Here is a 20,653-nt window from a genome sequence, read left to right on the forward strand (position 1 = left end):
GGCGCCCGGACCCCGTTTTGGAGCCCGGCCCCTCTGATCAATAGGATCCGCCGATGATCAGAACACAACGGCTGGCGGCAGGAGTCTGCGCTCTGCTCGCCGCCCTGGGGGCCGGGGTCGCCTTCCCCGGCGGCGCGGTCGCCGACGAGACCGACCAGGCCGCTCCCAAGGTGGAGCTCGTGCTGGACGTCAGCGGCTCCATGCGGACGGCGGACATCGACGGCGGGACGCGGATGGCCGCGGCCAAGCAGGCGTTCAACGAGGTGCTGGACGCGACACCCGAGGGGGTCCAGCTCGGCATCCGCACGCTCGGCGCCAACTACCACGGCAACGACCGCAAGACGGGCTGCAAGGACACCGCGCAGCTCTACCCGGTCAGCACCCTGGACCGCACCGAGGCGAAGACCGCCGTCGCCACGCTCCAGCCGACCGGGTGGACCCCGATCGGCCCCGCGCTGCTGAAGGCGGCCGACGACCTCGACGGCGGTGACGGGACCCGCCGCATCGTCCTGATCAGCGACGGCGAGGACACCTGCCCGCCGCTGGACCCGTGCGAGGTGGCCCGGGAGATCGCCGCCAAGGGCGTCGGGCTGACCATCGACACCCTCGGTCTGGTGCCGGACGCCAAGACCCGTGACCAGCTCAGCTGCATCGCGGACGCGACCGGCGGCACCTACACCTCCGTGCAGCACAAGGAGGAACTGAGCGACCGGGTCGGCCAGTTGGTGGACCGGGCGGCGGACCCCGTGGTGACGCCGGTGGCCACCGAGGGCACCGGCCAGTGCTCCTCGGCGCCCACGCTGAAGTCGGGGCTGTACACCGACCGCGAGGAGTTCGGTCAGGAGCGCTGGTACAAGGTCGAGGTCGACCCCGGCCAGGAGCTGCGGACTTCGGTGAGCGTCGCCGCCGACCGGGCCGTCAACGCCAACTACGGTGTCCTGCTGCGGGCGGTGACGGTCCACGGCCGGGAGATCGTGCGCGGCGAGGCGTCCGGCACGGGCCGTACGGACGTCGTCTCGACCGGGCTGCGGTACCCGAAGGCCGAGAGCGACGACGACGAGGACACCACCCCGGAGACCGTCTGCCTCCAGGTGACCAACTCCTTCTCGGCCGCGGCCGGGGTGAAGACCAGCCCCGGTCTGCCGGTCGAGCTGACGGTCGACGTGGTGGACGGGCCGTCGAAGGCGAGCGACGTCGCCGCCTTCGGGCTCGGCCGCGGCTGGTGGCTGCTCGGCGCGCTCGTGCTGACCGGCTTCCTCGCGGGTCTGGTGTGGGGCTGGGTGTCGCGCTGGCGGGTCGCGGTCTGGAGGACCAACTGATGGGGATCACACGTGTGTTGAGCGCCGCCCTGCTGGCGGTGGGCCTGGCGGCGGGCCCGGCGGTCGCCGACGACGCCTCGCCCTCGCCCAGCGCCTCGGACGACAGCGGCGCGCCCACCCAGGCGGGCACGTCCTTCCGTACGGCCACGGAGGTCGACCAGGGCCGGCAGGCGACGGCCAGCGGCTCCACCGGCGACTACCTGTACTGGTCGTTCGCCGCCGACGCCGGCCGGCGCCCCGACGTCAAGGCCACGGTGAAGCTGCCCGACTCGCACGCGGCGCAGACCTGGCAGATCGACGTGTACGACGGTCTGCGGCGCCGCCAGTCCTGCCAGTACGGCGCGCAGACCCGCACCGCCGCGCCGGGCACCGCGTCGGTGGAGCTGGCGTGCGTGATGCGGACGGTCCGGGCCTGGTCGGAGCCGTGGGCCAACGACCCGCTGCCCGGCACGTACTACATCCGGCTGACCGTGGTGAACCTGACCTCGGCCGACCTCGGCCAGCCGGTGAGCGCCGAGGTCCGGGTGGACTCCAAGGACATCGGCGGTTCGGCGGCGGTGGACGGTTCGCTGGCGAAGCCGCTGGTGCCCGGGATCGCGGTCTCGTCGGCGTCGGACTCCTCGTCCGATGCCACGTCCGACTCCGCGTCGGACTCCTCGTCCGGTGAGGACGGTTCCTCGTCGACGAAGTCGGCGGTGCTGTCCAGCATCGAGCCCGACGACGGCTGGTCCTCCGGGTGGTGGACCGACCGCTGGGTGTGGACCGGGATCGGCGGTGTGCTGGCCGCGCTGGCGGGCATCGGCGGGTACGCGCTGACACGGGGGCCGGGACGGCCGACCCGGATGCCGCCGGGCGCCTGATCCACCGACCGGGCCCCCGTCCACGGGGGCCCGGTCGTCGTGTCAGGCCTCCCGCAGCGCCTTGGCCAGGGTGCCGTCGCCGGTCACCGTCACCCGCCCGTCGCGTACCGCGTCCAGCAGGCGCAACTCGCCCCGGGCCAGGGCCGTACCGGTCCCGGCGTCGAGCGCGAGCCGTGCGTCGGGCTCGCGGGGCGCCGGACCGTCGCCGTACACCGGGCCGTCCTCCACGCCGACGTGCAGATGGAAGTCCCCCTCCCCCAGCCGGACTTCGACCAGGCCCTCGCCGTCCAGGGCCCGCAGCAGCGGCAGCGCGAACCAGTGGGCGCGCACGGCGTCGGTCGGCCGGCGTTCGCCCAGCTCGGCCTCGCCCCACTTGCCCAGCGCCTGCAGCACCGGGAGCAACTCCCGGCCGCGCGCGGTGAGTTCGTAGACGTACACCGCACCCGGCGGAGGAAGCCGCCGCCTGGCCGTGATGCCGTCGCGCTCCAGGTCCTTCAGCCGGGAGGCGAGGACGTCCGTGCTGACCCCGGGCAGATCCGCGTGCAGATCGGTGTAGCGGCGGGGGCCGGCGAGCAGCTCCCGGACGATCAGCAGGGCCCAGCGGTCGCCGACGACGTCGAGGGCGCGGGCTGCGGAGCAGTACTGGTCGTAGCTTCGGCGAGGTGGCATGCGACGCAGTCTAGACAAGATGTTGGACTTTCCAAGCTCCCACTTGGTAAAACCAAGCAACACGAGTTTCCGGAGGGGCGCAATGGAGTTCCGGCAGTCCAACAAGCTGAGCGAGGTCTGTTACGAGATCCGCGGACCGGTGATCGAGCACGCCAACGCGCTGGAGGAGGCGGGCCACAGCGTGCTGCGGCTGAACACCGGCAACCCCGCGGTGTTCGGCTTCGAGGCGCCGGAGGAGATCCTCCAGGACATGATCCGGATGCTCCCGCAGGCGCACGGCTACACCGACTCGCGCGGCATCCTGTCCGCCCGCCGGGCCGTGGCGGGGCGCTACCAGACGCTGGGCCTGGAGGTCGGCGTCGACGACGTCTTCCTCGGCAACGGCGTCTCCGAGCTGGTGTCGATGGCCGTACAGGCGCTGATCGAGGACGGCGACGAGATCCTCATCCCCGCCCCCGACTTCCCGCTCTGGACGGCGGTGACCACCCTCGCCGGCGGCAGGGCGGTGCACTACCTCTGCGACGAGCAGGCCGACTGGTACCCGGACCTGGCCGACATGGAGTCGAAGATCACGGACCGCACCAAGGCCGTGGTCATCATCAACCCCAACAACCCGACCGGCGCCGTCTACCCGAAGGAGATCCTGGAGGGCATCCTCGACCTGGCCCGCCGGCACGGCCTGATGGTCTTCGCGGACGAGATCTACGACCAGATCCTGTACGACGACGCCGTCCACCACTCGGCCGCCGCGCTCGCCCCCGACCTGGTGGTCCTCACGTTCTGCGGCCTGTCCAAGACGTACCGGGTGGCCGGCTTCCGCTCGGGCTGGATGGTCGTCACCGGCCCGAAGCAGCACGCCAAGGACTACCTGGAGGGCCTCACCATGCTGGCCTCCATGCGGCTGTGCGCCAACGCGCCCGCCCAGTACGCGATCCAGGCCGCGCTCGGCGGCCGCCAGTCCATCCGCGAACTCGTCACCCCCGGCGGACGGCTCTACGAGCAGCGCAACGTGGCGTGGGAGAAGCTCAACGAGATCCCCGGTGTCTCCTGCGTCAAGCCGAAGGGCGCCCTCTACGCCTTCGCGCGCCTCGACCCCAAGGCGCACCCGATCCACGACGACGAGAAGTTCGTCCTGGACCTCCTCCTCCAGGAGAAGATCCAGGTCGTCCAGGGCACCGGCTTCAACTGGCCCGCCCCGGACCACTTCCGCATCCTCACCCTCCCGCACGCGGAGGACCTGGAGACGGCGATCGGCCGGATCGGGCGGTTCCTCAGCGGCTACCGGCAGTAGCGGCAGCGGCGGGCGGGGCTCGTTGCTCCTTCCGGGGGATGCGGGGTGCGGACTCCGGGCGCGTGCGTGCGCCGAACCGGAGCGCCGGGCTCTTAGCCTCTGACGTATGGCTGATGTCTTCCTCGTCCGGCACGGTGAGACCGAGTGGTCGCGGTCCGGACGGCATACCGGCTGGACCGACGTCCCCCTCACCGAGCACGGGAGGGAGGAGGCGCGCCGGCTGGTGCCGTTGATCCGTTCCCACCGGATCGGCGCCGCCTTCGTCAGCCCGCTGCAGCGGGCCCGGGAGACCGCCGAGCTGATCGGGGTGCCGGACGCGCGCGTGGACGCCGATCTGCGGGAGTGGGACTACGGCGGCTACGAGGGCGTGACCACCGTCGAGATCCAGCGCACCCGGCCGGGCTGGTTCCTGTTCACGGACGGGGTCGCGCCGGGTCCGCCGGAGCATCCCGGGGAGACCCCGGAGCAGGTCGGGGAGCGCGCCGACCGGATGCTGGCCAAGGTCGACGCGGCCCTCGCCAACACGGAGGGGGTCGTGCTGCTGGTGGCCCACGGCCACTTCCTGCGGGTCCTCACCGCCCGCCGCCTGGGCCTGGAGCCGTCCGCCGGGGCCCTCTTCCAGCTGGCGACCGGGACGCTGTGCCGGCTGGGCACGGAGCACGCCCGGCCGGTGATCGCGGGCTGGAACATCCGGCCGGGCACCTGACCCGGCCCTGTTGTCAGTCCCGGCTGTCAGTCCCCTTGTCAGTCCCGGCTGTCAGTCCCCGGTCGTAGCCTTCGGAGAAGGGATCAGTACCGCTCGGCACCGGGAAGGAGCACGCCGTGACCCGACCGCCCACCGCCGCGCAGCGGCGGGTCATCGACGCCGCCGACCCGGTCACCGGGCGGCTGCGCGGCACGGAGGCACAGCTGGCGGCCCTGGTGCGGCACGGCCTCGCCTTCCGGCACCCGCGCCCGCCGCACGACCACTTCCTGACACCGGCGGGGCACCGGACCCGGGAGGCGGCCGCGCAGCCCCTGGCGGCGGCCCCGCCGGAACCGGACGGGGTCTTCGCGGCGCGCGTCGGCGGCGAGGAGACGGCCGACGGCGGGCCCGCCCGCGTGCGGGAGGTGCACAGCGCCTGGCAGGGGCTGCTTGAACTGCGCCGGATGACCAACCCCGACGGCGCCGTGGACCGGCCGTGCGGCTGGGAGCGCGCGCATCTGGTGCGGGCCGCCGCGCTCGCCCTGGAGGCGGCCGGGCACCCGCCCGAGGGGCCGGACACCGCCGGCTACCGGGTGCGGGCGACCCCGCAGCCGGAGGCGGTCGCCGTGTACGCACCGGAGGGCGAGCGCCTGTGGGCGTGCGCGGCCACGCTGGAGCAGGCCGGCTGGCAGACCGGCGAGTACACGGAGCCCCGGACCAGAACGCGCTATCTGCTGGCATCGCCCCGCCGGGTGTGACGGGCGTGCCAGGATGCGGACGGTAGATCAGTGCGTCGTACACGAGAGAGGGAAGTCGTGAGCGAACCGTATTCCGTCCGCGTCACGGTCCGTGGTTACGAGACCGATGTACAGGGCCATCTGAACCAGGCGGTGTACATCAACTACGCGGAGCACGCCCGCTGGTCGCTGCTGCAGGCGGCCGGGGTCAGCCAGGCCCGGCTGATCGGCCGGGGCGTGGGCCCGGTGGCGCTGGAGACGACCATCCGGTACAGGCGGGAGCTGCTCGCCGGTGACGAGGTCGATGTGACCTGTGCGTTCGACTGGAGCGGCGGCAAGGTGTTCCGGATCGTGCAGAAGATGACCAAGGCGGACGGCACACTGGCCGCCGAGGTCGACGCGGTCGGCGGACTGCTGGACCTGAAGGCCCGCAAGCTGGTCGCCGATCCGCGCGAGATCTTCAAGGAACTCACCTCGGACCCTGAGCTGTTCGGGTTCTAGGGACGTCCAGGGTCCCTCGGACTCCGTCTACGCGTCGAGCAGTTCGGGATTGTGCTCGACGTCGTAGGCCGCCCGCGCCTGCGCGATGTACCCGCGGTTGCGCTCGGCCCAGTCGGTCAGCCGCTGCAGGGTCTCGTGCAGCTCGTAGGCCACCGGAGTGAGTTCGTACTCCACCTTCGGGGGCACCGTCGGGTGGACGGTGCGGGTCACCAGACCGTCCCGCTCCAGGTTGCGCAGGGTGAGGGTGAGCATCCGGCGGCTGATGCCCTCGATGCCGCGCTCCAGCTCGGTGAAGCGGATGGGGCCGTGCGAGGCCGCGACCAGGATCTGGACGCTCCATTTGCCGGCCACCCTGTCAAGAACCTCGCGGACCGGGCACGCGTGCGCGTTCACGACCTGCGACGTAACACCGGTGTTCCTCAGGGACATCGACCTGCCTCCTTACGCCGGCCTCCATGGTCACCCACGATGAACTCCGTTACAAGTCGTGCACCAAGGAACCGAAAGAAACCAACGGTTCCCCTGGAGACTACGGACCATCGGAGGCCACGCCGCCATGACGGCTCTCATCCCGACACGGACCCGCACACCGCACCGAACGTACTCCCGCTGGGCCTCTCTGCTCGTGCTGTGCGCGGGAGCCCTCATGACGATCCTGGACGGCACCATCGTGACCGTCGCGATGCCCGCGATGCAAACGGACCTGGGCTTCTCGGGGGCCGGGCTGGCCTGGGTGGTGAACGCGTATCTGATCCCGTTCGGCGGGCTGCTCCTGCTGGCGGGCCGACTGGGTGACCTGCTGGGCCGCAAGCGGATGTTCACGGCCGGGATCGCCGTGTTCACCGTGGCCTCCGTGCTCTGCGGACTGGCGACGAGCCGGGAACTGCTGGTCGCGGCCCGGGCCGTCCAGGGGGTCGGCGGGGCGATGGCCTCGGCGGTGGTCCTCGGCATGCTGGTGGCGCTCTTTCCCGAACCGCGCGAACAGGCCCGCGCCATCGCGGTGTTCAGCGCGGTCGGGGCGGGCGGGGCCACGCTGGGCACGTTCCTGGGCGGGGCGCTCACCCAGGCGGCCGGCTGGCACTGGATCTTCCTGATCAATCTGCCGATCGGCGTGGTCGCCTGGCTGGCGGCGGTCCGGGTGCTGTCCCCCGAGCCCGGCGCCGGGCTCCGCGACGGCGCCGACTACCCGGGCGCGGCGCTGGTCACCGGCGCGTTGATGCTCACGGTGTACGTCATCGTCGGCTCCGGCGCCCGTGGCAGGACCGCCACCCTGCTGCTGGCGGCGCTCGCCCTCGCCCTCTTCGTGGCGTTCACCGTCCGGCAGCTCCGCGCCGACCGCCCGCTGCTGCGGCCGGGGCTGCTCCGCTCCCGGCTGCTGACCGGTGCGAACGCCGTGCAGGTGCTGATGGTGGCGACGATGTACGGCTTCCAGTTCATCGGCGCGCTCTACCTCCAACGCGTCCTGGAATTCGACGAGTTGACTACCGGTCTCGCCTTCCTGCCGGCGCCCTTGGCGATCGGGCTGCTGATGACGACCCTGTCCGCGCGGACGGTCGGCCGCTTCGGCGCGTACCCGGTGCTGCTGACCGGCCTCGTCCTGATCACCGGCGGCATGGCGCTGCTGAGCCGGGCCCCCGCCGACGGTTCCTACCCGGCCGACGTCCTGCCGCCCATGCTGCTGCTGGCCGCCGGGTTCGCCGCCGCGATGCCCCCGCTGACCGGTCTGGCCATGTCCGGCGCCCCCGGGGAGGACGCCGGGCTGGCCTCGGGACTCTTCAACACCACGCAGGTGGTGGGCGGTTCGCTGGGGCTCGCGGTGCTGTCGACCCTGGCGGCGAGCCGCACGGACACGCTGCTGCGCGACGGCGCCGAGCTGCTCCCGGCCACCGCCGAGGGCTACCGGCTCGCCTTCCGAGTGGCAGTGGGCCTCGCGGCAGCGGCCCTGGTCCTGGCGGCAACCGTGCTGCGGCCCGGGCGGGACTGAGCCGGCCGACCCTCCGGCGACCGGGCCAGCGGGACCAACTCGGCCGGGACCGAGCCGACCGACCCTCCGGCGACCGAACCACCCGGACCGAACACGACCGGAACCAAGCCGAGCGACCCCCCGGAGACCGAACCGCCCTGGGCCTGGCCTGGCGGACATGAGATGACCGAGCCGGCCGGCCCTCCGATGACCGAGCACCGGCCGGGACCGAGCCCGGCCGGGCCGCTCCGGGCGGGCCACCTCCGCCCGGCCACCCCGGCGGGCCACCTCCGCCCGGCCACCCCGGCGGGCCACCTCCGCCCGGCCACCCCGGCGGGCCACCTCCGCCCGGCCACCCCGGCGGGCCCCCAGCGGGCCGCCCTTCTCCCAGGGCCCCTCCCCCGAGCCGCCCCGGCCGGTCTCAGTCGTCGGCGAACAGGTCCCTGTGGTCGGCGGCCCACTCCCGGTAGGTCCGCGCCGGCCGCCCCAGCAGCCGGGGCACGTCGTCGGTGACGACCTCGTTGCCGCCCTGCTGTACGAAGGCCCTGCTCTGCTCGGAGGCGTCGACGAAGGTGTCGTCGAGGCCCAGGGTCCGCAGGTGCGCCCGGGCCTGGTCCGAGGTGAGTTCGCGGGTCCCGACCGGGCGGCCGAGGATCTCGGCGAGGACGGCGGCCTGGTCGGGGACGCTGAGCACCTCGGGGCCGGTCAGGGTGTACGTCCGCCCCGCGTGCCGCCCGTCGTGCCGCGCGTCGAGCAGCGCGGCGACGGCCACCTCGGCCACGTCGCGGGGGTCGACGACGCCCTGTCCGCCGGTACCGGTCAGGTTCGGCACCGGCCCGCCCGAGCGTACCGCCGGCGCCCAGCCCCGCGTGTTCGACGCGAAGGCCGAGGGACGCAGCACGGTCCACTCCAGGCCGCTGTCCCGCACGGCCTGTTCGCCCGCCATGTGCCAGGTGCCGACCGGACCGACGGCGGGGTCGCCGCAGCCGATGCCGGAGAGCTTCACGAGCCGCCGCACCCCGGCGGCCCGGGCCGCCGCCGGCAGGGCCCGGTCGTGGTCGGAGTCGTCCGGCCCGAACACGCCGACCAGGAAGGCCGATTCGGCGCCCACCATGGCCGCCGCCACCGAGGCCGGGTCACGGTGGTGCCCCGGCACCGCCTCCGCCCCCGGGGGCAGCTGGGCCCGTGCCGGGTCCCGGGTCAGGGCGCGCACCTTCGCGCCGCGCGCCGCGAGCTGTCGTACGACTTCACCGCCTGTGGTGCCCGTGGCACCCATCACGAGGATCATGACCACCACGGTGGGCCGCGCCGGGCCGGGGGGCTAGGAAAATCCGGCACGGCTCGGCCGCCCGTCCGCCCCGCGCGGCACCTACCGTGAAGGGGTGACGAACGCCGTGTTCCCGCGGACGCTGCCCGTGCCCCGCCCGCTGCGCCCCTGGATCTCCCGCGTCGGCCTCCTGGACGTCGAGGCCGCCGCGCGGGGGCCGTACGTCCATCTCCCGGACGCGGACACCAAGTTGATCCTGCGGGTCGCGGCGAACGGTCACCGCGGTGTGCTGGTCGTCGGGCCGCGGGTCCGAGCCTCGTACCACGAGGGCAAGTCCCTCTCCTCCTGCGTGGAGCTGCGGCTCACGCCCGGTACGGCCCGTCCGCTGCTGGGGCTTCCGGCGGCCGAGCTGGTGGGCCGGTCGCTGCCGCTGGAGGCGGTGCCCGGGGCGGCCGCCCGCGGGCTCGCGCACGAGCTGCGGTGGCTGGAGCCTCGGGAGGCGGTGGCCCGGCTCGCGGACGAGCTGCCGGACCGGCTGGCCGCCGTCGCGGACGGCGGCCGCACCGGGCTGGTGCGCGCGGGCGTCGCGGCGCTGTCGGTCCGCTCCGGCCGCCCGCCCGGCACGGTCCGCGGTACGGCACGTGAACTGGCGGTCAGTGAGCGGCAGTTGCGCAACCTGTTCACCGAGGGGGTCGGCCTCTCCCCCAAGCACTACGCCCGGATCGACCGGGTCCGGGCGGTGGTCAGCCATGCCACCGAGGTCTCCTGGGCCGAACTGGCCGCCGTCACCGGCTACTACGACCAGTCGCACATGTCGTCCGACTTCCGCGCCCTCATGGGCGTCCCGCCCCGCTCCTACTTCACCGGCCGGCTGCCCGCGGCGGCACCCTGCCGGGCCGTCCGCCGCCACTGAATCCGGCCGCCCGCCGGCTCACAGTGACTTCCTATCGCCGCCCCACGGCTTTCCCAAGTTGCCGCGCCAGTCTCGACATCCTTTGACAGCCCCCTGCTTGGGAGTTCCTGTGCCGATCCTGCACGCACGTGCCGCCCGCCGCACGCTGTTCGCCACCCTGGGAGCCGCGCTGCTGACCTCGCAATGGCCCGCGGCCGAGGCGGCGGACGCGGCCGGGCTTGCGGACCCGGTGAAGAAGGACATCGCGATGCGGCTGGTGAGCAGCGCGGAGAACTCGTCGCTGAACTGGCAGGCGCAGTACAAGTACCTGGAGGACATCGGCGACGGACGCGGCTACACCGGCGGGATCATCGGCTTCTGCTCCGGTACGGGCGACATGCTGACGCTGGTCGAGCTGTACACGGAGTGGGACGCGGACAATCCGCTGGCAACCTACCTGCCCGCGCTGCGGAAGGTGAACGGCACCGACAGCCACCGGGGGCTGGCGGGCTTCCCCGCCGCCTGGCGGAAGGCGGCGAGGACGACGGCCTTCCGCAGGGCACAGCGCCATGAACGCGACCGCGTCTACTTCGACCCGGCCGTGGCGCGTGCCAAGAAGGACGGTCTCGGCACGCTCGGGCAGTTCGTCTACTACGACGCGATGGTCATGCACGGCCCCGGCACGGACGCCGTCAGCTTCGGCGGCATCCGTGCCCGCGCCCGCAGGCACGCGGACACCCCGGCGGACGGCGGCGGCCGGCGCAAGTACCTCAACGCCTTCCTGGACGCCCGGGTGTGGGCGATGAAGCAGGAGGCCGCCCACCGGGACGTCAGCCGGGTCGAGACGGCCCAGCGGGTCTTCCTCAAGGCGGGCAACTTCGACCTGGACACCCCGCTCAAGTGGAAGGTGTACGGGGACAGTTACGAGATCGACTGAGGTGCCGGGCGGGGTACGGCGGCCGTCGCCGTCGTACCCTTCGCCGCCTCGGGCCGCCGGCCGAGGTGGTGGAAGACCAGGTTGAGTGCCACGGCCGCCACGCAGCCCGTCGAGATGCCCGAGTCCAGGACGATCCGGGCGGTCTGCGGGAACGCGTGGTAGAAGTCGGGGGCGGTGATCGGGACGATGCCGACGGCGAGCGAGACGGCGACGATCAGGACGTTCTCGTCCTTCTCCAGGCCCGCCCTGACCAGGGTCTGGATACCGCTGGCCGCCACCGAGCCGAACAGCACCACGCCCGCGCCGCCCAGCACCGGCCGGGGCACGACGGCGATGAGGGAGGCGGCCGTCGGGCACAGCCCCATCAGGACGAGGAAGCCGCCGCCGGCCGCGACCACGAACCGGCTGCGGATCCGGGTCATCGCGACCAGCCCGATGTTCTGCGCGAAGGCGCTGCACATGAACCCGTTGAAGAGCGGGCTGAGCGCCGAGCCGAGGGTGTCGGCGCGCAGCCCGGCCGCGATCGTCCGCTCGTCGGCGGGGCGTTCGACGATCTCGCCCAGCGCCAGCATGTCCGCGGTCGACTCGGTCATCGAGACCACCATCACCACGCACATGGACAGGATCGCGGCGATGTGGAACTGCGGGGCGCCGAAGTGGAAGGGCGTCGGGAAGCCGACGACGTCCGCGTCCGCGACCGGGCCGAAGTCCGTGACCCCGAACGGGATCGCGACGAGCGTGCCCGCGACCAGGCCGATCAGCACGGCGATCTGCTTCACGAAGCCGCGGGTGAAGCGGCGCAGGAGCAGCACGATGAGAAGGGTCGCGGCGGCCAGGCCCAGGTAGGTCGCCGAACCGTAGTCGTGCGCGGCCGGGTCGGGGCCCTGCGCCCAGCCGAAGGCCACCGGGAGCAGCGAGACGCCGATGAGGGTGATGACCGTACCGGTGACGACGGGCGGGAAGAAGCGGACCGCCTTGCTGAAGAAGGGGGCGGCGAGGAAGCCGAGGAGGCCGGCGACGATCACCGCGCCGAAGATGACCGGCAGGGCGTCGGCCTTGTCGTGGGTGGCGGCGGCGATCGCGGTCATCGGGGCGACCCCGGCGAAGGTGACGCCGTTGACGAAGGGCAGCCGGGCGCCGATCTTCCAGACGCCGAGGGTCTGCAGGAAGGTGGCGAGGCCGGCGGTGAAGAGGCAGGCGCCGGTGAGGAAGGTCAGTTCGGTGCCGGACAGGCCGATGGCCGCGCCGACGATCAGGGGCGGGGCGACCACCCCAGCGTACATGGCGGCCACGTGCTGCAGACCCGTGGTCGCCATTTTCAGGGCGGGGAGTTTCTCGTCGACGGGATGCACTTCTTGCGTGGACACGGCGGCTCCTCCGGTCGGTTACACGTCGGCTCTGACGCGGATGTCAGGGAGGTGGTGCGGGTGATCCAGGTCGTGCGGGACCCGAGAGGAGGACGGTGACCGTTCCCGGGCGCGCGCGACCGGCGCACGCGCCCAGGAGACGGCCGCCGTGGACCGTTGCGGGTCCACGGCTACCGACCGGGAGCCGTCCCTCCCAGTCGGAGTTCAAGTGCCTTGCGGAGAAGTGGAGTTACTGGGCGGCGATGCGCGCCAGCCGCTGGGCCTCGACCCGCGTGGAGCGGGCGATCGCGTCCTCGTCGACGTGCAGCAGGCGGCCCGCCTCGACGATCTGACGGCCGTTCACGAAGGAGGCGGTGACCGGAGCGGCGGCGCCGAGGACCAGGGCGGTGACCGGGTCGGCGATGGAGGCGTGGGCGAGGGTGTCCAGCTTCCAGAGCACCAGGTCGGCGAGCTTGCCGGGTTCCAGGGAGCCGGTCTGGCCTGCCCGGCCGAGGACCTGGGCGCCGCCGTAGGTGCCGAGGCGCAGCGCCTGACGGGCGTTCAGGGCCGCTTCCCGGTGCGCGCCGAGGCGGTTGATCAGCAGCGCGTTGCGGAGTTCGGTGTGGAGTTCGCCGGACTCGTTGGACGCGGTGCCGTCGACGCCGAGGCCGACCGGGACGCCGGCGGCGAGCATGTCGGGGACGCGGGCGATGCCGGCCGCGAGGCGGGCGTTGGAGGACGGGCAGTGGGCGACACCGGTCTTCGTCCGCCCGAACGCGGCGATGTCGGAGTCGTTCATGTGGACGCAGTGCGCCATCCACACGTCCTCGCCGAGCCAGCCGGTGGACTCGAAGTAGTCGGTCGGGCCCATCCCGAACAGCTCGTGGCAGAACTTCTCCTCCTCGACCGTCTCCGAGCCGTGCGTGTGCAGGCGCACCCCGAGCCGGCGGGCCAACTCGGCGCCCTCGCGGAGGAGTTCGGTGGAGACGGAGAAGGGCGAGCAGGGGGCCACGGCCACCTGGGTCATCGCGTCGAAGGAGGCGTCGTGGTACTCCTTCACGGTGGCCTCGGTCGCGGTGAGGGCGCCTTCGAGGGTCTCGACGGCGAAGTCCGGGGGCAGGCCGCCGTCCTTCTCGCTGCGGTCCATCGAGCCGCGGGCGAGGGTGAAGCGGACGCCCGTCTCGCGGGCGGCGCGGATGATCGCGCCGGAGAGGTCGCCGGAGTCCTTCGGGTAGACGTAGTGGTGGTCCATGGCGGTGGTCACGCCGCCCCGGGCCATCATCGCGAGCGAGCCCTGCGCGGCCGCGTAGACCATCTGCTCGTCGATCCGCGCCCAGGTCGGGTACAGCGCGACCAGCCAGTTGAAGAGGTTGTGGTCGGTGGCCAGGCCCCGGGTGATCCACTGGTAGTAGTGGTGGTGGGTGTTGACCAGGCCGGGGGTCACCAGGTGGCCGGTGGCGTCGATGCGGCGCTCGACGTTCTCCAGGTCCTCGGGGGCCTTGCCCGCGCCGAGCGACTCGATGCGGTGGCCGGCGATGACGACGTACCCGTCGGCGTACTCGGTGTCGTGGGCGTCGACGGTCGCGATCGAACAGTTCTCGATGACGGTGCGCCGGTCTGCTGCCATGATTCGTCCTTTTCGCTCAGTGGACTTGGGGAGTGGGCACGGCAGGACCCTGGGGATTTGAGTGCCGCGGCCGGGGAGTGGGGCTCCCCGGCCGCGGGTGCCGAGAAAGGGTGGGTCAGAGGTTGGTGAGGTCCACCGGGATCCTCGCCTCGCAGCCGTCGCGGAGGATGGTCGCCTCGATCAGGCCGTAGGGCCGGTCGGCGGCGTAGTACACGGCACCGTCCTCGGTCGCGTTCTTGAGCCCGAACGGCTCCAGGTCGACGAGGAAGTGGTGCTTGTTGGGCAGCGAGAAGCGGACCTCGTCGATCTCGCCCCGGTTGTTGATGATCCGCGAACCCATCTGGTACAGGGTCTGCTGGAGCGAGAGCGAGTAGGTCTCGGCGAAGGCCTGGAGCATGTGCTTCTTCGTCTGCTCGTAGGACTTCTCCCAGGGGGGCATCTTCTGCTCGTCGTCGGTCCAGTTGAACCGCCAGCGGGCGGAGACCTGGGTGGCCAGGATGCGGTCGTACGCCTCGGGCAGGGTCGTGTACTTGTCCTTGACGTAGCCCCAGAACTCGGAGTTGGTCGAGTTCATCACGACCAGGTCCTTCAGGCCGGAGACGACCTCCCATGACGCACCGTCGTACGTGATCTGCGTCAGCCGGGTCTCCTGGCCCTGGCGCACGAACGAGTGCTTGACCTCGTCGGCGCCGATGAAGTTCGAGTGGGCGTCAGAGGCCTCGATGCGCTCCCAAGCGTACTCCTCGATGCGGATCCGGGCCTGGTGGATGGGCTCCTGCGAGGTCACGAAGTGCCGGGCGAGGTGGATGCCGAACTGCTCGGCGGACTCGATGCCGTGCTCCTTGGCGAACGCGTACACCGTGTTCTTGGTGGTATCGGTCGGCAGGACGTTGGCGTTGGAGCCGGAGTAGTGGACCTCGTCCATGTCGCCGGAGAGCGACACGGAGACGTTGAGGTCCTTGATGTGGTGGGTGGCGCCGTCCCGCGTGATCTTGACGACCCGGTTCTCGGCCTTGCCGTACTGGTTCTGTCCAAGAATCGTAGGCATGTGTAGCTAGCTCCCTCGGTAAACGGAGTAGCCGAACGGGTTGAGCAGCAGCGGTACGTGGTAGTGCTCGCCCGGTACGACGGCGAACGTGATCGCCACCTCCGGGAAGAACACGGCCGGTCCGCTGTCCCGGTTCGCGGGGGCGTCCTGCTGCGCATCGGCTTGCTGGTGCTTCTGCTGGTCCTTCTGCTGGTGCTTTTCGAAATACGGCTCCACCGCGAAGTCGAGCCGTACGTGTGTCGTCCCCTCCGGCAGGTCCGGGAGGTCCTTGCACCGGCCGTCCGTGTCGGTCGCGGAGCCGCCGAGCGCCTGCCAGTCCGCCTCCCGGCCGCCGCGGGCGGAGAGCCGGACGGCGACGCCGGCGGCGGGGCGGCCGACGCTGGTGTCCAGGATGTGGGTGGACACGGAGGCGGTGGTGCGGGTGCTCATGCTGCGGTCAGTCCTCTTCGACGATGCGGGCGAGCCGGATACGGTTGATCTTGCCCAGCTCGGTGCGGACGATCTCCCGTTCCCGCTCGGGCGCGTTGCCGATCCGCTCCTTGGCCGCGTCCCGCATCTCCTCGCCGCTGCGGCCGGTGGCGCAGATCAGGAAGACATGGCCGAACCGCTCCTGGTAGGCCAGGTTGAGTTCGAGCATCTCGGCCTTGAGCGCCTCGGCGGCGCCGGCCATGCCGGACTGCTCCCGGGCCGAGGTCGGGTCGCCCGGCTCGGGGCGGCCGATCGGCGGGTGTCCGGCCATGGCCTCCGCGAGGTCCGCGGTGTCCAGTTCGGCCATGGCGGCGTCGCTGGCGGAGTAGAGGGCCTCGGGAGTGGCGTAGGGCCGGGCGGCGAGCAGGTGCCGGGCCCAGGCCGTGGAGGCGCACGCCTCGTGGAGGGCGGCGCGGGCCGCGCGCTCCTCCAGATCGTTGAACCGGGCCAGGCCCGGGGGCGTGGAAGTCGCTGTCACGGGAGCCTCCGTGGCCGTAGGCGGCCTTCGTGCTGAACGGGCTGCCGTCAGCTAACGCCCTCCGGAACACCGCGTCAACACTTTGTTGAAAATTCCGCGTAACAACCCCCCGCCCGGGAGTCCGGGCTCAGCTCTCCTTCTCGCGGTTGAGGTAGTTGTAGACGGTGAAGCGGCTCACCCCGAGCGCGCTCGCCACGGTCTCCACGCCGTGCCGTACGGAGAAGGCGCCGCGCGCCTCCAGTATGCGGACGACCTCCTGCTTGGCCTTGCGGTCCAGGTCGGCCAGCGGCTTGCCCTGCTTGCGCTCCATGGCGGCCAGGATGTGGTCGAGGGAGTCCGCGAGCTGGGGCAGCCGTACGGCGACCACGTCGGCGCCCTCCCAGGCGAGCACCACGTCGTCGGGGCCGGCCTCGTCCGGCGGGACCATCTCCCCGCCCATGGCGTCGACCAGCGGCTTCACGGCCGTGATGAAGGGCTCGTCGCCATGTCCGGTCACCGGCCCTCACCCTCCCCCACCACGTTGACCTGGAGCGAGATCCGGGTGGCCCCGGCCGCCAGGCTCCGGCGCAGCAGCGCGTCCAGGGCGGTGAGCACGGCGTCGGCGCCGCCCTCCGCCGTGTTCCCGAACGGCCCGACGTCCACCGCGTCCAGCTCGGCCGCCTCGATGACCTCACGGGCGACCAGCGCGTGCGCGGGGGCCTCGTCGAGGTCGAAGGGCTCGGTCGTGAACTCCACTCTCAATCGCACGCGCTCAACCTAACGCGCGGCGCCGATGTTCGGGCAGCCCTCCGGGATCACCGGCTCTTGCGCAGGAAGGTCCGCAGCCGCCGCTCGGGCCAGGCGTTGATCACGTCGTCCCCGGTGAGCCAGCCGCGCTGGGCGGTACCGATGCCGTAGCGCATGTTGGCCAGGTGCGGCACGGCGTGGGCGTCGCTGTTCACGGCGAACCGCACGCCGTGCCGGCGGGCCCGCAGGATGTCCTCGTCACGCAGGTCCAGCCGGTGCGGGTGGGCGTTGATCTCCAGGGCGGTGCCGGTGCGGGCACAGGCCTCGAAGACCGCGTCCAGGTCGGCGTCGATGCCGGGCCGCTTGCCGATGAGGCGGGTGGTCGGGTGGCCGATGATGTTCACGTACGGGTTCTCGCAGGCCCGGACGAGCCGCCGGGTCAGCTGCTCGCGGCTCTGCTTGAAGTGCGAGTGGACCGAGGCCACGCACAGGTCGAACCCGGCGAGGAAGTCGCCCGGCCAGTCCACCTCGCCCTCCGGGCCGATGTTCAGCTCGGTGCCGTGCAGCAGCCGCAGCCCGCCGCGCCGGCCCTTGGTGGGGTAGGTGCCGTCGAGCGCGCGGACCCGTTCCCGCTGGGCCAGCATCCGCTCGTCGGTCATCCGCTGCATGACCAGGTCGGGCGCGTGGTCGGTGACCGCGTAGTAGGCGTAACCGCGCGCGGCGGCGGCCTCGGCCATCTCCTCCAGCGGGGCGAGGCCGTCGGTGAGGTCGGTGTGGGTGTGCAGGTCGCCCCGGAGGCCGGCCTCGGTGACCAGCTCGGGCAGCTCGTCGCGGAGCCCGGCCTCGATCTCGCCGCGGTCCTCGCGGAGCGTCGGCGGGATCCAGGGCAGGCCGAGCCGGGCGTAGACCTCCTCCTCGGTCGCGGAGACGATCTTCTCGCCGCTCTCGACGTCGAAGAGCCCGTACTCGGAGAGCTTGAGCTTCTGGCGCACCGCGATCTCGCGGGTGCGGATGTTGTGGGCCTTCGAGCCGGTGAAGTACTGCAGGGCGGCGCCCCAGGAGTCCGGCGGTACGACCCGCAGGTCGACGTCGAGGCCCTTGCGGGTGCGCACGGAGGTCTTGGTGCCGCCCTGCCCGATGACCTCGGTGACGTACGGCAGCCGGGTGAACGCCGCCATGAGCGGCGCCGACTCCCCGGCGGCGGCGAGGATGTCGATGTCGCCGATGGTCTCCAGCATCCGGCGCAGCGATCCGGCGTACGCGCACCGCTCGCAGCCGGTCACGCCGGAGAGCGCGCCGACGATGTCCTCGGCCAGCTCCATGGCCACGTCGATCTGCACCCGGCCGCCCGAGGACCGGAGCAGTTCGATGCCGTGCAGGATGTTCTCCTCGGTCTTCGGCCCGAAGCCCTTGAGGTCGCGCAGCCGTTCGTCGCGGATGGCGTCGGCGAGTTCCTCGACCGACGAGACGCCCAGCTCCTCGTAGACCGCCATGGCCTTCTTCGGGCCGAGGGTGGGGATGGCCGTCAGCCGCCGGACCCCGTCCGGGATCCTCGCCCGCAGCTCCTCGACGGCGGTCACGCTGCCGCTGTCGAGGTACTCGCGGACCTTCTGGGCGATCGACTTCCCGACGTTCGGGATCTCCTGCAGCCCCTTGAGGCCGAGCGTGGCGACATCGGCGTGGTGGCCGCCGACCGACCGGGCGGCCTTCTCGTACACCCGCGCCTTGAACGCGTCTCCGCCGGTGATCGAGATCAGGTCCGCGTACTCCTGGAGCAGGGCGGCGACCTCGTCGTTGGACCGAGCCATGCCTTCAGGGTAGGGCGCGGGTTTTGCGCGGGCGCCCTTGACAGCTCTCCCCGGTCACAGGCAGTCTTCCATTAAGCAGAAACCAACTTCCGTAATACGGAATTTCCACTTGGCTACTAGGCAGCGGAAGGGAGCGCGACCCGCATGGGATTTGCCGAGCAGCGCTTCAACGTCAACCTGTCGATCCTCTTCACGGAACTCCCGCTCCTGGAGCGTCCCGCGGCCGCCGCCGCGGCCGGCTTCACCGCGGTCGAGCTGTGGTGGCCCTGGGTCGACTCCCCCACCCCCGAGCGGTCCGAGCTCGACGCGCTGCGGACGGCGATCCAGGACGCGCGCGTCCGGCTGACCGGGCTGAACTTCTACGCCGGGCAGCTGCCGGGACCCGACCGGGGCGCCCTGTCGGTCCCGGGCGAGGAATCGGAGCGGTTCCGCGCCAACATCGACGTGGCCGCCACCTTCGCCCGCACCCTGGGCTGCCGGTCGCTCAACGCGCTGTACGGCAACCGCGTCGAGGGCGTGGACCCGGCCGAGCAGGACGCGCTGGCCCTGGAGAACCTGGCCCTCGCGGCCGAGGCGGCCGACCGCAACGGCGCGATCCTGCTGATCGAGGCCCTCAACGCGCCCGAGTCGCCGCGGTACCCGCTGGTGTCGGCACCGGCCGCCGTCGCCGTCGCCGACAAGGTCAACGAGACGACCGGACTCGGCAACGCGCGCTTCCTGATGGACCTCTACCACCTGTCCATGAACGGCGAGGACCTGCCGGCGGTGATCGACCGGTACGCCTCGAAGACCGGCCACGTGCAGATCGCCGACAACCCCGGCCGCGGCGCCCCGGGCACCGGCTCGCTCCCGCTGGAGGACCTCCTCGACCGGCTGGGCAAGGCCGGTTACGACGGCTGGGTGGGCCTGGAGTACAAGCCGGGCGACCGTCCGAGTGCCGAGGCGTTCGACTGGCTCCCGCGCGAAGCGCGCGCCCGGAAGCACTGAACTCCCCGACTCCGCGAAGCAGTGAGAGAGGCACCCCCGATATGAGCACCCTCCCCAAGATCGCCTGGATAGGTCTCGGCATCATGGGCTCCCCCATGTCCGAGAACCTGCTCAAGGCGGGTTACGACGTCACCGGCTTCACCCTGGAGCAGGACAAGCTGGACCGGCTGGCCGCCGCCGGCGGCCGTGCCGCCGCCTCGATCGCCGAGGCCGTGCGGGACGCCGACGTGGTCGTCACGATGGTGCCGGCCTCCCCGCAGGTCGAGGCCATCGCGTACGGCCCGGACGGCATCCTGGAGAACGCGCGGTCCGGCGCGCTCCTCGTCGACATGTCGTCCATCACCCCGCAGACCTCCGTCGACCTGGCGAAGGCGGCGGCGGCCAAGGGCATCCGCGTCCTGGACGCGCCCGTGTCCGGCGGCGAGGCCGGCGCCGTCGAGGCGGTGCTGTCCATCATGGTCGGCGGCGAGCAGGCCGACTTCGACCTCGCGAAGCCCGTCTTCGAGGCGCTGGGCAGGACCATCGTGCTGTGCGGTCCGCACGGCTCCGGGCAGACCGTGAAGGCCGCCAACCAGCTGATCGTCGCCGTGAACATCCAGGCGTGCGCCGAGGCCGTGGTCTTCCTGGAGAAGTCCGGCGTGGACCTGGCCGCCGCGCTGGACGTCCTGGGCGGCGGCCTGGCCGGCTCGACCGTGCTGGCCCGGAAGAAGGACAACTTCCTGCGGCGCGACTTCAAGCCGGGCTTCCGGATCGACCTGCACCACAAGGACATGGGCATCGTCACGGACGCGGCCCGCACCGTCGGCGCCGCGCTCCCGGTCGGCGCCGTGGTGGCCCAGCTCGTCGCCTCCCTGCGCGCGCGGGGCGACGGCGGCCTGGACCACTCCGCGCTGCTGCGCGCGGTCGAGCGCCTCTCCGGCGCCCGGGTCTGAGACTTCCGGGCCGCGGCGCCGCTGACACCTGTCCTGTCGCGCCCAGGCGGCGCCGCGGTCCGGAACCTGCTTAAACAAACTGTTGACGCCCGGAACACCCCACTCCTAGGCT

22 protein-coding genes are annotated in these 20,653 nt (G+C 72.2%); 11 read left to right on the plus strand and 11 right to left on the minus strand.

The features are described 5' to 3' along the window. Positions 1-53 precede the first annotated feature (53 nt). On the plus strand, positions 54-1,319 hold the full coding sequence (locus ACGFZS_RS23330) for a VWA domain-containing protein (protein WP_393796747.1): 1,266 nt from the start codon (positions 54-56) through the stop codon (positions 1,317-1,319). Beyond that, positions 1,319-2,179 carry a hypothetical protein gene (locus tag ACGFZS_RS23335; protein ID WP_393796748.1) on the plus strand — a complete coding sequence of 287 codons (861 nt, stop codon included), beginning with the start codon at positions 1,319-1,321 and terminating at the stop codon, positions 2,177-2,179. Before ACGFZS_RS23330 ends, ACGFZS_RS23335 begins: the two co-directional genes overlap by 1 nt. Before the next feature lie 42 nt (positions 2,180-2,221). On the opposite strand, the gene ACGFZS_RS23340 is transcribed toward ACGFZS_RS23335, so the two are convergent. Then, entirely contained in the window at positions 2,222-2,848 is a 627-nt protein-coding gene (locus tag ACGFZS_RS23340) for a winged helix-turn-helix transcriptional regulator (protein WP_393796749.1), read from the minus strand. Between the two features lie 82 nt (positions 2,849-2,930). Between ACGFZS_RS23340 and ACGFZS_RS23345 the strand changes: the two genes are divergently transcribed. The 4 genes from ACGFZS_RS23345 (at position 2,931) to ACGFZS_RS23360 (ending at position 6,062) form a co-directional block, all read left to right on the plus strand. Beyond that, positions 2,931-4,139 carry a pyridoxal phosphate-dependent aminotransferase gene (locus ACGFZS_RS23345; RefSeq protein WP_393796750.1) on the plus strand — a complete coding sequence of 403 codons (1,209 nt, stop codon included), beginning with the start codon at positions 2,931-2,933 and terminating at the stop codon, positions 4,137-4,139. Between the two features lie 106 nt (positions 4,140-4,245). Next, complete coding sequence (locus ACGFZS_RS23350; RefSeq protein ID WP_359225307.1) at positions 4,246-4,845, plus strand: histidine phosphatase family protein; 600 nt, start codon at positions 4,246-4,248, stop codon at positions 4,843-4,845. A gap of 116 nt (positions 4,846-4,961) precedes the next feature. Then, entirely contained in the window at positions 4,962-5,582 is a 621-nt protein-coding gene (locus tag ACGFZS_RS23355) for a hypothetical protein (protein ID WP_393796751.1), read from the plus strand. A gap of 57 nt (positions 5,583-5,639) precedes the next feature. After that, entirely contained in the window at positions 5,640-6,062 is a 423-nt protein-coding gene (locus tag ACGFZS_RS23360) for an acyl-CoA thioesterase (RefSeq protein ID WP_393796752.1), read from the plus strand. A gap of 27 nt (positions 6,063-6,089) precedes the next feature. On the opposite strand, the gene ACGFZS_RS23365 is transcribed toward ACGFZS_RS23360, so the two are convergent. Next, on the minus strand, positions 6,090-6,491 hold the full coding sequence (locus tag ACGFZS_RS23365; protein WP_359225314.1) for a helix-turn-helix domain-containing protein: 402 nt from the start codon (positions 6,489-6,491) through the stop codon (positions 6,090-6,092). Between the two features lie 217 nt (positions 6,492-6,708). Between ACGFZS_RS23365 and ACGFZS_RS23370 the strand changes: the two genes are divergently transcribed. Beyond that, positions 6,709-8,046, plus strand: a complete 1,338-nt coding sequence (locus ACGFZS_RS23370) for an MFS transporter (protein ID WP_393796753.1) — start codon at positions 6,709-6,711, stop codon at positions 8,044-8,046. Positions 8,047-8,446: 400 nt separating this feature from the next. Here the strand turns inward: ACGFZS_RS23370 and ACGFZS_RS23375 are convergent, their stop codons facing one another. Next, entirely contained in the window at positions 8,447-9,313 is an 867-nt protein-coding gene (locus tag ACGFZS_RS23375; protein ID WP_393796754.1) for an NAD(P)H-binding protein, read from the minus strand. A 94-nt stretch (positions 9,314-9,407) separates the two neighbouring features. Between ACGFZS_RS23375 and ACGFZS_RS23380 the strand changes: the two genes are divergently transcribed. Together ACGFZS_RS23380 and ACGFZS_RS23385 are read left to right on the plus strand one after the other, a co-directional pair. Continuing rightward, positions 9,408-10,205, plus strand: a complete 798-nt coding sequence (locus tag ACGFZS_RS23380; RefSeq protein WP_393796755.1) for a helix-turn-helix domain-containing protein — start codon at positions 9,408-9,410, stop codon at positions 10,203-10,205. 109 nt (positions 10,206-10,314) lie between these two features. Then, positions 10,315-11,121: a chitosanase gene (locus ACGFZS_RS23385; RefSeq protein ID WP_393796756.1), complete on the plus strand. Its 807-nt coding sequence runs from the start codon at positions 10,315-10,317 to the stop codon at positions 11,119-11,121. Here the strand turns inward: ACGFZS_RS23385 and ACGFZS_RS23390 are convergent. The 8 genes from ACGFZS_RS23390 to polX form a co-directional block, all read right to left on the minus strand. After that, entirely contained in the window at positions 11,106-12,437 is a 1,332-nt protein-coding gene (locus tag ACGFZS_RS23390) for a nucleobase:cation symporter-2 family protein (RefSeq protein WP_393797010.1), read from the minus strand. The two genes, ACGFZS_RS23385 and ACGFZS_RS23390, sit on opposite strands and share 16 nt — an antisense overlap. Positions 12,438-12,717: 280 nt before the next feature. Beyond that, the gene (locus ACGFZS_RS23395) at positions 12,718-14,094 is read right to left on the minus strand and encodes an 8-oxoguanine deaminase (protein WP_393796757.1); all 1,377 of its coding nucleotides are present in this window, start codon (positions 14,092-14,094) and stop codon (positions 12,718-12,720) included. Positions 14,095-14,209: 115 nt separating this feature from the next. Next, on the minus strand, positions 14,210-15,142 hold the full coding sequence (gene pucL, locus ACGFZS_RS23400) for a factor-independent urate hydroxylase (protein ID WP_393796758.1): 933 nt from the start codon (positions 15,140-15,142) through the stop codon (positions 14,210-14,212). 6 nt (positions 15,143-15,148) lie between these two features. Next, on the minus strand, positions 15,149-15,571 hold the full coding sequence (gene uraH, locus ACGFZS_RS23405) for a hydroxyisourate hydrolase (RefSeq protein WP_393796759.1): 423 nt from the start codon (positions 15,569-15,571) through the stop codon (positions 15,149-15,151). 7 nt (positions 15,572-15,578) lie between these two features. Further along, complete coding sequence (gene uraD / locus ACGFZS_RS23410) at positions 15,579-16,088, minus strand: 2-oxo-4-hydroxy-4-carboxy-5-ureidoimidazoline decarboxylase (RefSeq protein WP_393796760.1); 510 nt, start codon at positions 16,086-16,088, stop codon at positions 15,579-15,581. Positions 16,089-16,215: 127 nt separating this feature from the next. After that, positions 16,216-16,584: a helix-turn-helix domain-containing protein gene (locus tag ACGFZS_RS23415; protein WP_393796761.1), complete on the minus strand. Its 369-nt coding sequence runs from the start codon at positions 16,582-16,584 to the stop codon at positions 16,216-16,218. After that, positions 16,581-16,835, minus strand: coding sequence for a hypothetical protein (locus ACGFZS_RS23420; RefSeq protein WP_359225336.1), 255 nt, complete (start codon positions 16,833-16,835; stop codon positions 16,581-16,583). Before ACGFZS_RS23420 ends, ACGFZS_RS23415 begins: the two co-directional genes overlap by 4 nt. 47 nt (positions 16,836-16,882) lie before the next feature. Continuing rightward, positions 16,883-18,622, minus strand: a complete 1,740-nt coding sequence (gene polX, locus ACGFZS_RS23425; protein ID WP_393796762.1) for a DNA polymerase/3'-5' exonuclease PolX — start codon at positions 18,620-18,622, stop codon at positions 16,883-16,885. Positions 18,623-18,766: 144 nt separating this feature from the next. Here polX and ACGFZS_RS23430 point away from each other — a divergent pair, with 144 nt between their 5' ends. Both ACGFZS_RS23430 and ACGFZS_RS23435 read left to right on the plus strand, forming a co-directional pair. Then, positions 18,767-19,609: a TIM barrel protein gene (locus ACGFZS_RS23430; RefSeq protein WP_393796763.1), complete on the plus strand. Its 843-nt coding sequence runs from the start codon at positions 18,767-18,769 to the stop codon at positions 19,607-19,609. A gap of 41 nt (positions 19,610-19,650) precedes the next feature. After that, positions 19,651-20,541, plus strand: coding sequence for a 2-hydroxy-3-oxopropionate reductase (locus ACGFZS_RS23435; protein ID WP_393796764.1), 891 nt, complete (start codon positions 19,651-19,653; stop codon positions 20,539-20,541). Positions 20,542-20,653: the final 112 nt, after the last annotated feature.

This window comes from Streptomyces sp. NPDC048288, assembly GCF_043201555.1.
Classification (GTDB): Bacteria; Actinomycetota; Actinomycetes; order Streptomycetales; family Streptomycetaceae; genus Streptomyces.

Bases quoted from the DNA above. Each gene is read 5' to 3' on its own strand.
- ACGFZS_RS23375 (WP_393796754.1), bottom strand. From the start codon at position 9,313: ATGATCCTCGTGATGGGTGCCACGGGCACCACAGGCGGTGAAGTCGTA.
- ACGFZS_RS23370 (WP_393796753.1), top strand. From the start codon at position 6,709: ATGACGATCCTGGACGGCACCATCGTGACCGTCGCGATGCCCGCGATG.
- ACGFZS_RS23430 (WP_393796763.1), top strand. From the start codon at position 18,767: ATGGGATTTGCCGAGCAGCGCTTCAACGTCAACCTGTCGATCCTCTTC.
- ACGFZS_RS23335 (WP_393796748.1), top strand. From the start codon at position 1,319: ATGGGGATCACACGTGTGTTGAGCGCCGCCCTGCTGGCGGTGGGCCTG.
- uraH (WP_393796759.1), bottom strand. From the start codon at position 15,571: ATGAGCACCCGCACCACCGCCTCCGTGTCCACCCACATCCTGGACACC.
- ACGFZS_RS23395 (WP_393796757.1), bottom strand. From the start codon at position 14,094: ATGGCAGCAGACCGGCGCACCGTCATCGAGAACTGTTCGATCGCGACC.
- ACGFZS_RS23365 (WP_359225314.1), bottom strand. From the start codon at position 6,491: ATGTCCCTGAGGAACACCGGTGTTACGTCGCAGGTCGTGAACGCGCAC.
- ACGFZS_RS23330 (WP_393796747.1), top strand. From the start codon at position 54: ATGATCAGAACACAACGGCTGGCGGCAGGAGTCTGCGCTCTGCTCGCC.
- ACGFZS_RS23345 (WP_393796750.1), top strand. From the start codon at position 2,931: ATGGAGTTCCGGCAGTCCAACAAGCTGAGCGAGGTCTGTTACGAGATC.
- ACGFZS_RS23390 (WP_393797010.1), bottom strand. From the start codon at position 12,437: ATGGCGACCACGGGTCTGCAGCACGTGGCCGCCATGTACGCTGGGGTG.
- ACGFZS_RS23435 (WP_393796764.1), top strand. From the start codon at position 19,651: ATGAGCACCCTCCCCAAGATCGCCTGGATAGGTCTCGGCATCATGGGC.
- pucL (WP_393796758.1), bottom strand. From the start codon at position 15,142: ATGCCTACGATTCTTGGACAGAACCAGTACGGCAAGGCCGAGAACCGG.
- ACGFZS_RS23340 (WP_393796749.1), bottom strand. From the start codon at position 2,848: ATGCCACCTCGCCGAAGCTACGACCAGTACTGCTCCGCAGCCCGCGCC.
- polX (WP_393796762.1), bottom strand. From the start codon at position 18,622: ATGGCTCGGTCCAACGACGAGGTCGCCGCCCTGCTCCAGGAGTACGCG.
- ACGFZS_RS23350 (WP_359225307.1), top strand. From the start codon at position 4,246: ATGGCTGATGTCTTCCTCGTCCGGCACGGTGAGACCGAGTGGTCGCGG.